This window comes from Sphingopyxis sp. (assembly GCF_025869345.1).
Classification (GTDB): domain Bacteria; phylum Pseudomonadota; class Alphaproteobacteria; order Sphingomonadales; family Sphingomonadaceae; genus Sphingopyxis.
This window is the reverse complement of record NZ_JAOZVW010000152.1, coordinates 1-11,639: the sequence shown is the minus strand read 5'-3', so window position 1 is coordinate 11,639 and position 11,639 is coordinate 1. Positions and strand designations below refer to the sequence as shown.

6 protein-coding genes are annotated in these 11,639 nt (G+C 65.9%); all 6 read left to right on the top strand.

The annotated features are described in order from the left end of the window. The first annotated feature begins 48 nt into the window (after positions 1-48). The 6 genes from OJI97_RS16880 to OJI97_RS16855 all read left to right on the top strand — a co-directional run bounded on the left by OJI97_RS16880 (position 49) and on the right by OJI97_RS16855 (position 11,486). Entirely contained in the window at positions 49-732 is a 684-nt protein-coding gene (locus tag OJI97_RS16880; RefSeq protein WP_297665413.1) for a hypothetical protein, read from the top strand. A 2-nt stretch (positions 733-734) separates the two neighbouring features. Further along, on the top strand, positions 735-1,154 hold the full coding sequence (locus OJI97_RS16875) for a hypothetical protein (RefSeq protein ID WP_297665411.1): 420 nt from the start codon (positions 735-737) through the stop codon (positions 1,152-1,154). Between the two features lie 32 nt (positions 1,155-1,186). After that, positions 1,187-2,584 carry a ThiF family adenylyltransferase gene (locus OJI97_RS16870; protein ID WP_297665409.1) on the top strand — a complete coding sequence of 466 codons (1,398 nt, stop codon included), beginning with the start codon at positions 1,187-1,189 and terminating at the stop codon, positions 2,582-2,584. A gap of 365 nt (positions 2,585-2,949) precedes the next feature. Continuing rightward, entirely contained in the window at positions 2,950-7,704 is a 4,755-nt protein-coding gene (locus tag OJI97_RS16865; RefSeq protein WP_297665407.1) for a DUF3320 domain-containing protein, read from the top strand. Between the two features lie 24 nt (positions 7,705-7,728). Beyond that, entirely contained in the window at positions 7,729-8,847 is a 1,119-nt protein-coding gene (locus OJI97_RS16860; RefSeq protein ID WP_297665405.1) for a metallophosphoesterase, read from the top strand. Continuing rightward, on the top strand, positions 8,847-11,486 hold the full coding sequence (locus OJI97_RS16855) for an AAA family ATPase (protein ID WP_297665403.1): 2,640 nt from the start codon (positions 8,847-8,849) through the stop codon (positions 11,484-11,486). The genes OJI97_RS16860 and OJI97_RS16855 overlap by 1 nt, the downstream gene beginning before the upstream one ends. Positions 11,487-11,639 lie beyond the last annotated feature (153 nt).

Genomic DNA, 11,639 nt, shown 5'->3' with positions numbered 1-11,639 from the left:
TCGGCCACGGCATTCCGTCGCGGCCCGAACGGCATGAGGTAATTTAACATGAATACTGAAGAGAAAAACAACGAAGCGAGCCGTGCGGGCCGTTTCAGCTTCCTCGTCAACAGCGAAACCTATCGCACCGACGATCGTCGCATCGATGGCGAAGATGTGCTGCAGATTTCGGATCACGATCCGGCCGACCAGCACATCCTGATCGAACTGAAGGATCGCGGCACCACCTCGGTGGGCCTCGACGAGAAGATCGATTTCGGCGATGGCGACAAGGCGTTTCGTGCGTTCCGCGGCGATCGCATCTTTCGCCTCACCGTCGAGGGCCGCGGCTACGAATGGGGGCAGCGCAGCTTTGCCGAAAGCGAACTCCGCCGCATCCACCGTATCGCGGCCGACGAAGTGTTCAGCATGTCGCTGCCGGGCGAGGATCTCATCATCGACGACGAGGGCGAGGTCGATCTTGAAGCGGCGGGGGCCGAGCGCCTCGACGTTGTGAAGCGCCCCGAGGTGCGGATCAAGGTCAACACCAAGCCGGTGAAGATCTCTCGCGGCTGGCACGATGGTCTCGCTATCAAGACGGCCGCGATCGCCCAGGGCGTTGCGATCCAGCTCGACTTCATCCTCGATCTCGAGGGCGAAGGCGTCCCGGCGCGCGTCATCGGCGATACCGATCGTGTGTTCATCCGCGGCGGCGAAAAGTTCGGCGCCGTCGACAATCACGAAGACAGCTAAGGATGAGCGAGATGCGCGCCGGCGTCACGGCTGCCATCGCGGAGCTGCGCGAGCAATTCGCGCAGCTCCCGCTCCACATTTATCCGTCTCCCTGCGGCGGTGCGCATGTGCTGATCGAGGATATTCCCCTCGACGCGCCGTTCGCACAGGAAACCACCTGGGTCGGCTTCTTCCTGTCCAACGCATGTCCGGAAGACGACACCTATCCCTTCTGGGTCCGCCCCGACCTGAGCTTTGCCGATGGCCGGGCTCTCTCGCCGCCGATCCACGGTGGCAATCACTTTCCGGCAGCCGACACGCCCGGCCTTCCCCAGCGGCCAGCCGTGATGATCTCCCGCCGACAGCGGAACCAGTCGGTCTGGATCCAGGAATCTCCGCTGCTGAAACTCCTCTCCGTCATGAAGTGGATGACCGAACGATGAAAACACGCTGCGAACTGCGGATGCCGCGATCGATGTATGAAGAACTCGCCGCCCACCTTTTTCCCGGTGACGGGGACGAGCATGGTGCGGTCATCCAGGCCGGGCTGCTGCAGACCCGGTCCGGGCCGGTGCTCACCGCGCGGTCGCTCGTTCTCGCCGAAGAAGGCAAGGACTGGGTGCCTGGAAACCGCGGGTACCGAATGTTGCTTGCGCCCTTCATCGCGAAGCAGGCGCGCCTCTGCCGCGACGAGAAGCTCGTCTATCTCGCCGTGCACAACCACGGCGGCAACGACAGCGTCGCCTTTTCGAGCGTGGACATCGAATCCCACGAACGCGGCTTTCCGGCGCTGCTGGATCTCGTCGAAGGCATGCCCGTCGGTTCGCTTGTCTTCGCGCCCAATGCAGTCGCAGGCGATATCTGGTTTCCCGGCGGAGAGCGGTTGACCCTCGATCGCCTTGTTGTGGTCGGCGCAAAGCGAAAGATCCTGCGACCCCGACCGGAGCGCATGGCTGTGGGGGATGCCGGCCGTTTCGACCGGCAGGTCCGGTTGTTCGGCGTCGAAGGGCAGGCGATACTGGCAGGCAGCCGTGTGGCGATCATCGGACTGGGCGGCGTTGGCTCGCTACTTGTCGAACTGCTCGCACGGCTCGGTGTCGGACAGTTCGTCCTCGTCGACCCCGACCGCGTCGATCCCACAAACGTGCCGCGCCTCGTCGATGCGACATCATGGGATGCGATGGCCTGGCTGGTCGACAAACGTCGTCCGGAATGGCTTCGCAAGCTCGGCAGGCGCCTCGCCACCAAGAAGGTCGATCTTTCGCGGCGCGTGATCCGCCGCGCCAACCGCAAGGCGTGTGTCGAGCGTCACTTCTCGGTCATGGAGAAGCCTGAAGTCGCCGAGGCGATCAAGGACTGTGACTACATCTTCCTCGCTGCCGATGGGCACAGGGCGCGCCGGTTGTTTAATGCGCTGGTTCATCAGTATCTGATCCCGGGCGTTCAGATGGGGACGCGCATCCAGGTCGATCCCGAGACCGGTGCCGTGATCGATGTCCACACGACGACGAGGCCGGTCACCCCCGCCAAGGGTTGCATGCTGTGCAACCAGGCCGTCAGCCAGGCGCGCCTTCGCGATGAGAGCATTTCGCAGGAAATGCGCGCGGGCCAGCGCTACGTCGATGAGGATGACTCGCCCGCTCCGAGCGTCATTACCCTAAATGCTCTGAGCGCCTCGCAAGCCGCTGATGACTTCCTGTTCTACATTACCGGGCTGGTGAACGACGATGCATTCGGTGGAACGATCCAGGGCCGACCGCTTAAGCGGACCCTACGTTTCGTTGATCCTCGGCGTGGCAAGGGATGTCCTGACTGTGGCTCCGGCGGACGACTTGCTCGTGGCGACAATGCGCGACTGCCGTTGATCGAATGAAAGTCATTCCCGCTTGGACCGTGATTTCCTTGTTGCGGGGAATCTCGCTGAGCTCGATGCTATGCAGAAGCGGCGACGGCGGGCTGCGACAGTAGTCGAGCCGGGTACAGTTCGGAGGCGTAGTCATAACTCTCCTTTCTGCCCCAGCCCTTCGTCGCTCATCTCGGTATCGTTACCGCTGTCACCACGCTGGCGAGGCCGTTGCGCAAACTCTAGAACGAAAAAATGATCCGATGTGGCTGATAGCTCAGGCAGAATCTAAGAAAATGTCTGATTTACTTGTCTAACCGAGACAAAGTTTGACTTTCGGCGCTTGGCGTGACCGTCGCTGACGGTGTAGCCCTTGTATAGGGGGAAGAGAATCAATGGCCGATATGGAACCGCTCGCGTCGATCCGCGACCGCCTGCTCAAGGAGCGTCACGCGCTTCTCGATCTGTCGACGCGCAATCGTCTGCTTAACACTCCGCTTCGAACGCGAAACAATCGCGCGATTGAAATCGTCGACGAGAAATCGACCGAGGTGTTCAGGCTCCTCGATGACGGCAAGGCCTTGAGCTTTCTCCCCGGCGTCAAGCTCAGTGAGGAAGAGCGCGCCGAACTCGATCCCGACGACGATGTCACCGGCGGCATCCCGCAGCCCGACGAGGATGTCGTCGATGCGCGCGGCGTCGCGGGGCGGCACAGGGATCTCCGCCTCCAGACGCGCCTCACCTCCGAAGGGCTGCAGAAGCGGCTCTTCGACATCTGGTACGACGCCCAGACTCTCGAACAGGAGCAGGGAGTCAATATACTCTACCTCGCGATCGGGTTGCTGCGCTGGTACGACAGCGACACCTCGGACATCGCGCGCCACGCCCCGCTCGTGCTGCTGCCCGTCCGCCTCGATCGCAGCAGCGCGGCCGACCGGTTCAAGCTCAAGGGGCGCGACGAACCCCCGTCGCCGAACCTCACGCTGCAGGCGAAGATGAGGGTCGAGTTCGGGCTCGTCATCGAGGATTTCAAGGACGAGGACGAAGTCGATCTCGCCGCCTATTGCGCGCGGGTCGCTGCTACAGTGTCGAGCCAGGCGCGCTGGGAAGTGCTGCCCGACGCCATGGTCCTCGGCTTCTTTTCCTTCTCCAAATTCCTGATGTACCGCGATCTCGATCCCGACAATTGGCCGGCGGACGGCGCAATCGACGCGAAGGCGACCATCGCCGCACTGCTGCGCGACGGCTTTCCCGCGACCGAGCCGATCGTCGCCGACGACGTCCGGATCGACGACGCCATTCGTCCGATCGAACTTCATCATGTCGTCGATGCCGACAGCTCGCAGACCGTGGTCATCGCCGAGGCCGCCGGCGGGCGGTCGCTCGTCGTCAAGGGGCCGCCCGGAACCGGCAAGTCGCAGACGATCACCAACATCATCGCCGCCGCCGTCGCGCGCGGCAAGAAAGTGCTGTTCGTCGCCGAGAAGATGGCGGCGCTCGAAGTCGTCCACCGCCGGCTCCAGCAGGTCGGGCTCGGGCCGCCGACGCTCGAGCTTCACTCCAACAAGGCGAACAAGCGCTCGCTCCTCGAAGAGCTCAAGCGCACCCGCGATGCCCAGCATCGCGGCGCGCGCGGCGACCTCACCGTTGTCGACAAGCTCGGGGCGACGGGCGACGATCTCAATCGCTTCGCCGCCCGTCTCCACACGCCGCTCGCACCCTCCGAGCTCTCGCCTCACGCGATCCTAGGACGTCTCGCGTCCGTGGGGGACCGTGTGGGCATGGCAGCCTATCCGCTGGATAAGGCCGAAAGCTGGTCGCGGCAGCGCGCCGCCGAGGTTCAGGCGCTTGCGGCGGAAGTCGCCGAGCGCGCGAAGGCGCTGGGCGAGCCGGCCGCGGATCCCTGGATCGGCGTTCACTGCGGGCCGCTCGATCCCGTCGAACGCGAAGCGCTCGGCGCGCGGATCCGGATCGCCGCGGAGGCGCTCGCGCGCGTGCGATCGGTCGCGGGCGTCGCGGCGCGCGAACTTGGCACCGACGAGGCTTTGCTCTTCTCGGATCTCACCGTCGCACTCGGCGAGCTGTCCGTGACCCCGATCCCCGCGGGCACCGATCTTGCGGCGATGAGCGATCCGCTCTGGTCGTCCGATGCGGAGCGCGCCGCCGAGTTGATCGCGGCGGGCCGGCGGCTCGCCGCGCTCTGGGGCGACGCCGAAGCCAAGGTCAATGCCGCGGGTCTTGGCGCGGACTGGTCGGCGATCCGCCTCGCGGTCGTGACCAAGGGCGCCAGTCTCTTCCGCATCCTGGACAGCAATTACCGGGCGCAGCTCGCGCTGCTCCGCTCCTATCTGAAGACCGAACTGCCCGGCTCGCAGGACGAGCGGATCGCGCTCATCGACGAAGCGGTCGAGGCGCAGGCGGCGCGAACCGCGTTCGAGAAGGCGAGCGCTACGGGCGCGATGTTCGGCAGCGCGTGGAAAGGCGAGCGGTCCGACTGGGACCGGCTCGAGGCGGTCCACGCCTGGCGCGTTCGCCACGAGGGACAGCCGGGCAGTGTCTGGTCACGCCTCGCCGCGGGCGCCGACATCGACGCGATCGAACATGCGCGTACCGACCTCGCGGTCCAGCTTCCCAATCTCGATGCATCGCTGCGCGATCTGTTCGGGCATCTCCATCTGGATCTGAAGCGCTCGCTCGGGGCGGAGGCATTGTCGGGAACCGGGCTTGATCGCCTCGCCGCGCGGCTCGAAGGCTGGTCCGTCAATCTTGAGGGGCTGAGCCGCTGGACCGCCTTCCATGCGCGGGCCCGCGCGCTTGCCGATGCGGGCGGCGCGAGCCTCGTCGCGGCGCTCCTCGATGGAGCGGTTGCGCCTGGCGAGCTGCCCGGCGCCTATGCGCACGCCTATGCCGAAGTGCTGCGGGTGGCCCTGTTCGAGGCCTGGCCCGAGCTTCGCGGGTTCGACGGCGATCATCATAATGCCATGGTCGGCGACTTCCGCCAGCTCGACCGGGCGCGGATCGCGCTCGCGCAGGAACAAATCGTCGCGGCGCATGCCGCCGGCCGCCCGTCGGGCGCCGCGGGCATCGGCCCGCTCGGTATCCTCAACGCCGAGATCGCGAAGAAGCGCCGCCACGCGCCCATCCGCATCCTGCTCGACAAGGCGGGTCCGGCGATCCAGCAGCTCAAGCCCGTCTTCATGATGAGCCCGCTCTCGGTCGCGCAGTTCCTCAAGCCCGGCGCGATAGAGTTCGATATTCTGGTCATGGACGAAGCGAGCCAAATCGAGCCCGTCGATGCGCTCGGTGCCATCGCGCGCGCCGGCCAGCTCGTCGTCGTCGGCGATGAAAAGCAGCTGCCGCCGACCGCCTTCTTCAAGAAGCTCACCGGCGAGGACGATGGCGAGGAGATCGACGAGGGGATCCCGATCGAGGCCAAGGACGCCGAGAGCATCCTCGAGCTCTGCCTCGCCAAGGGCGTGCCCTCGCGCATGCTGAGCTGGCATTATCGCTCGAAGCACCAGTCGCTGATCGCGGTGTCGAACCGCGAATTCTACGAGAACAAGCTCTTCATCGTGCCGAGCCCCTACGACGCGGTCGCCGGCATGGGGCTGAAGTTCAATCTCCTCAAAGATGCGCACTACGACCGCGGTGGCACGCGGACCAACATCCGCGAGGCGCGACACGTCGCCGAGGCGGTGATCCGCCACGCGCGCGAACATCCCGGGCAGTCGCTCGGGGTCGCGACCTTCTCGGTCGCGCAGCGTCAGGCGATCCTGAAAGAGCTCGAACTGCTGCGCCGCGAGAATCCGGACGTCGAGGAGTTTTTCCTGGGCGGCGGCGCCGAGCCCTTCTTCGTCAAGAATCTGGAGAATATCCAGGGCGACGAGCGTGACATCATCTTCATTTCGGTCGGTTACGGCAAATCCGAGCAGGGCTATCTCGCTCACGCCTTCGGTCCGCTGAGCGGCGAGGGCGGCGAGCGCCGTCTCAATGTGCTCATCTCGCGCGCCAAGCTGCGCTGCGAGATTTTCTGCAACTTCACAGGCGCCGATATCGATCTCGAGCGGACGAAAGCGCGCGGCGTCGCGGCGCTCAAGCTCTTCCTGACCTTCGCCGAGACCGGTCATTTCGGGATGGGCGAAGTGTCGGGCGAGGATTTCGACAGCGAGTTCGAAATCCAGGTCTGCGAGCGGTTGCAGGCCCTCGGCTATGACGTGAAGCGCCAGATCGGGGCGTCGGGCTTCCGGGTCGATCTCGCGATATCGGATCCCGAAAAACCCGGACGCTTCCTTCTCGGGATCGAATGCGACGGCGCCCAATATCATTCCTCACGTTCGGCGCGCGACCGCGACCGGCTGCGCCAGCAGGTGCTCGAGGCGCATAACTGGATCATCCACCGCGTCTGGAGTGCCGATTGGTATCTGCGGCCGCAAGCCGAACTCGCGAAGATCGAGGCGGCGGTCGCCGGCGCGAAGGCGGAATGGGCGGCGCGCGACGAGGAAGGCTATCGCGCACCGCCAGCCGTGCCCGTCAGCTTCGAGACCGAGACGGTCGGCGACACCGATATCGTGACCGCGATCGTCGGTGACAGGCCGCGGCACGAGGTGCGACCTTCGGCCTATGTCGAGGCCGACTTCCCCGTCATGCGCGCCTCCGAGCCGCATGAGACCTCGCTCGCGCTGATGGCCGATTATGTCGCGAAGATCGTCGAGATCGAGTCGCCGATCCATGGCGACGAAGTCGCCGCGCGCATCCGGATGCTCTGGGGCCTCGCGCGCGCCGGAAGCCGTATCCGCGGCCATGTCGACCGGGCGCTCGGCGTCGCGGTTCGCAAGGGGATGATCGAGGGCGGGCCCTTTTACGTCTGGCCGGGCAAGCCGCTCGTCGTGCGCGATCGCTCGGGCGTGACCTCACCGACGCTGCGCAAACCCGAAATGCTGCCGCCCGCCGAAATCCGGCAGGCGGTCCTCGATATCGTCAACGCCAACTATGGCGCTGGTCGCCACGATCTCGTGCTCGCGGTATCGCGAAGCTTCGGCTTCCTCTCTACGAGCGCGCAGCTTCGGGCGGTCATCGAAGCTGTGATCGACCGCACGCTCGAGTCAGGCGATCTGGAAGATCGCGGGGACTTGCTGGTGCTCGTCAAATGAAGCCCGTCCGAATCGGAGAAACCAATGCGTTTCATTCACACGTCTGACTGGCAGCTCGGCAAGCCGTTCGGACGCGCATCGGAACAAGCGCGCGCTGCTCTGCTCGAAGCGCGGCTGGACGCGATCGATGCGCTGGCGGCCGCGGCGCGACGCGAAGGTGCCGGCCTCGTGCTGGTGGCCGGTGACGTATTCGACAGCCCTGAGCCCGGCGACCGGATCTATCGCCAAGCGCTGACGCGCATGAAGGCTGCCGCCGACATCCGCTGGGTTTTATTGCCCGGGAACCATGATCCGGCGCGCGCGGACGGTCTGTGGAGCCGTCTGGCCGGCGAGGCGCCGGAAACGGTGGTCGTCTGTTTCGAACCGCAGCCGATCGAACTCGCCGAAGGATATTGGCTGCTGCCCGCGCCGCTCCAGTATAAGCGGACGCAGGATGATCCGACGGCCTGGTTTGACCATGCCGAAACGCCGGATGGCGCCAAACGGATCGGCCTCGCCCACGGCCCGATCCGCGATTTCGGGTCGAGCACGCCCGCGGCGAACCTGATAGCACCCGACCGCGCCCGCCGCGCCGGCCTTGCCTATTTAGCGCTCGGCGACTGGCATGGCCGCCGCGAGATTGATCCCCTGACCCACTATTCCGGAACACCCGAACCCGACGATTTCGATCGCGAGGTGAGCGGCGTGGCGCTCCGCGTCGATCTGGCCGGCGAAGCGCCGGACGTCGCGCAGGTGGAAATCGGCCGCTATCATTGGATGTCAGAAAACTGGTCGCTTGGCAGCGCGGCTGAGCTCGACAGACTCCTCGTCAATCTCGCGCCCGGCATTGAGCGACAGCATCTCGTGCTCCGGCTCCGGCTGTCCGGCCTGCTCACGCTCGCCGAGCGCGTCGCGCTTCGTGATCGTCTCGAAAGCGAGTTGGCCCACGAGGTCCGCTGGCTCGATCTCAATCTCGACGATCTCTACGCTCGTCCGACCGACGCCGATCTTGCCGACATCGACGCCAACGGCGTGCTGCGCGTCGCCGCCGAGCGGCTGCAAGCGCTGTCGGCAACCGACGATGCCGCCGGTAAGCGCGCGGCGGCGGCGCTCGAACGCCTCTATGTCGAGCAGCGCCGCGCCGACCGGCTGGAGGCGCGTTGATGAGGATCCGCGAGCTTCGCATCGAGAATTTCCGCAAATTCCGCCAGCCGCTGCTTCTGACCGGGTTCGAGGACGGGCTGAACCTCGTATGCGAGCAGAATGAGGCCGGAAAATCGACCGTCCTCGAGGCCCTGCGCGCCGTGCTGTTCGAGCGGCACGGCTCCCGGAGCGATCGCATCCGCTCGTTTCGGCCGCATGGCGATGAGGTCGCGCCGACCATCGAGCTCGGTTTCGATCTCGGCGACGCGAGATGGAAACTGCGCAAGCGCTTCCTCCAGAACCCCTTGGTCGAACTCGAAGGTCCGACCGGGCGAGCCACCGGCGATGAGGCGGAGGAACGCTTGCAGACTTTGCTTGGCTTTGCACGGGCTGGAAATCGCGGCGCCGACGACGACAGCCGTGGCGCCTTGGGCCTGCTCTGGGTCGAGCAGGGTCAATCCTTCGTGCTCGGAACGCCAGGCCAAGGCGCCCGCCGGACGCTCGAAGAAGTCCTCGCTGGCGAAGTCGGCGCCGTGACCGGCGGCCAGCGCACCACTACCGTTCTGCAGGCCATCGAACGCAGCCTCGCCGAATATCAAACTCCGACTGGCCGGCCTGCCCGCCGCCTTCTCGATGCGCAGGAGGCCGCCGCATCGGCCGCCGAGGACGCCCGCGCCGCACAAGCCGAGTTGGAGCAATTCGACAGCGTGCTTGAGCGCCTAGAGGCGAAACGCAATGAACTACGGCGGCTCGTTGCCGAACTCGACGATCCGGAGCAGCACCAGAAACTAGCCCAGCTTGAGGCCGACCTCGATCGCGCCAGAACCGCAGGCCAGGCGCTGCGCACCGCTGAAGCCTTGCTCCGCGAAGCAGCTGGCGAACGCGCGCGTCTAGAAGCGCGCGAAACCGCCCGCCGCGATCTGCGCGCGCAGGTTGAGCAGGCCGAGCAGGCTGCGACGACGGCACGCGCCGCCGCCAATGATCACGAGCCAATCCTGGAAACCGCACGCCAGAGTGAAAAAGATGCAAATGCCGCGCTCGAAACGGCACGCACCGCCCTCCGGACGGCCGAAGAACGACTGTTGGAGGTGCAGCGTAGCCAAGCCGCTCAGGCACGGCAGCGCGCGCTGGCGACCGCCTTTCTCCGGCTCGATGCGGCCGAGGACATCGCGGTCCAATTGCAGACACGCCGCGAGGCACTGGATGCCAACTGGATGACGCCGGACGCGCAGAGCGAATTGCTAAACCTCGAACAAACGGTCGCCGAGGCCCACGCCGCCGCTTTCGCCGGCGCAGCGGTCCTCTTGGTCGAGCTGCTACCCTCCGCGCCGGCTGTGAAGCTCAACGGCGCGCTGATCGAAGGCAGTCTGCGCGTTCCTATCAGTGAACCGCAGAGTCTCGAGTTGGACGGAATTGGCTCCGTGTCGGTCATGCCGCCGGCTTCGGGCGAACCGGCGCAGGCCAGGCTGCGCGCAGCCGAACAGGATCTCGCCGCCTTTCTCGCCAACGTCGGCTGCGCCACGCCGCTCGCGGCCAAGGAAGCGGCCCAGGCGCATCGCGACGACACGCAGGCCGTCGTGATGCTCGCGGCCCAGCTTGAAGCCGCCTGTCCCGAAGATGCGACGCTCGACATAGGCGCCGGCTTGGAAATCCTGCGCGGAGCCCTCGCGTCGGAAACGCGGCCGGGCGCGAGCGCGTCGCCCGGCATAGGCGCTGCTGGGGCCGAGGATGTCGATGGCGCGTGGCAGACAGCGCGCACGGCCGAACGCGAGGCCGAAGGTCGTCGCCAGGCCGCGCTCGATACCTTGCAGGAAGCCCAGATCGCCAGCGTCAAGCTAACCGGCCAGGTCGAACGCACGGCGGGCGACGTGTCGCGGCTCGGCGAGCAACTGACCGCCGATCTCGATGCGATGGACGACGCCGCGCTCACCGCCGCGCTCGACGCAGCGAAAACGGAGGAATCCCGCGCGATCCTGGCCCGCGACGAGTCGCAGCGCGCCGTTGAAGGGCTGGACGAGACCGCCTTGCTCCAGCGCCGGGACACCCTTCGCAAACGACGGGAGCGGCTGGTCAACGACCGGCTCGGGCTCGTCGGTGAGATCGCCCAGCTTGAGGAACGCGCCAAGACGCTCGGCGGCGCCGGCCCCGCCACCCGGGCCGCTGCGTTCGCCGAGCTCGCGGAGGCTGCGGCCGCAGCCCATGACCGGCTCAAGGAAGAGGCAGAGATGCTCACGCTCCTTGCCGAGACAATCCGGGATGCCCAGCGCGAGACTGCCCGACGATTCCTCGCTCCGATCACCCAGCGCGTGGCCCCCTTCATCGAGCGCTTGCTGCCCAATGCCGGCATCGTCTTCGGAGAGGACTTGCGGCCCACCCTGCTCACGCGGCGCGGCCGGGAAGAAGCCACCGACGATCTCAGCAAGGGAACCCAGGAACAACTCGCTGTCCTGACGCGCATAGCTTTCGCCGACCTGCTGATCGAGAAGGGTAAGCCCGCATCGCTCATGCTCGACGACGCGCTGGTCTTTGCGGACGACGACCGCTTCGAGGTTATGCTCGAGATTCTGGCCGAAGCCGCCCAGCGGATGCAGGTTATCGTTCTGAGTTGCCGCACTAGCGCCTATCGCGGTCTCGATGCCAATCGGATTCTGCTCGCGTGAAGAACTGAGCCCGGGCATCGGCAGCTTTCGACGTTGAGTGAAGGGCTAAGATTAGCTGTGTAGCGGCTCGCGATCGCCTACGAATCTACCGTCTGCTTTCGTTGAGAGTTTCGGACGCCGGCAGGCGTCGGAAAGTCTTCGATGCCCGAACCG

What these genes read in the sequence shown, in the direction of transcription:
- OJI97_RS16870 (WP_297665409.1), top strand. Translation starts at nt 1,187, where the DNA reads ATGTATGAAGAACTCGCCGCCCACCTTTTTCCCGGTGACGGGGACGAG.
- OJI97_RS16875 (WP_297665411.1), top strand. Translation starts at nt 735, where the DNA reads ATGAGCGAGATGCGCGCCGGCGTCACGGCTGCCATCGCGGAGCTGCGC.
- OJI97_RS16855 (WP_297665403.1), top strand. Translation starts at nt 8,847, where the DNA reads ATGAGGATCCGCGAGCTTCGCATCGAGAATTTCCGCAAATTCCGCCAG.
- OJI97_RS16865 (WP_297665407.1), top strand. Translation starts at nt 2,950, where the DNA reads ATGGCCGATATGGAACCGCTCGCGTCGATCCGCGACCGCCTGCTCAAG.
- OJI97_RS16880 (WP_297665413.1), top strand. Translation starts at nt 49, where the DNA reads ATGAATACTGAAGAGAAAAACAACGAAGCGAGCCGTGCGGGCCGTTTC.
- OJI97_RS16860 (WP_297665405.1), top strand. Translation starts at nt 7,729, where the DNA reads ATGCGTTTCATTCACACGTCTGACTGGCAGCTCGGCAAGCCGTTCGGA.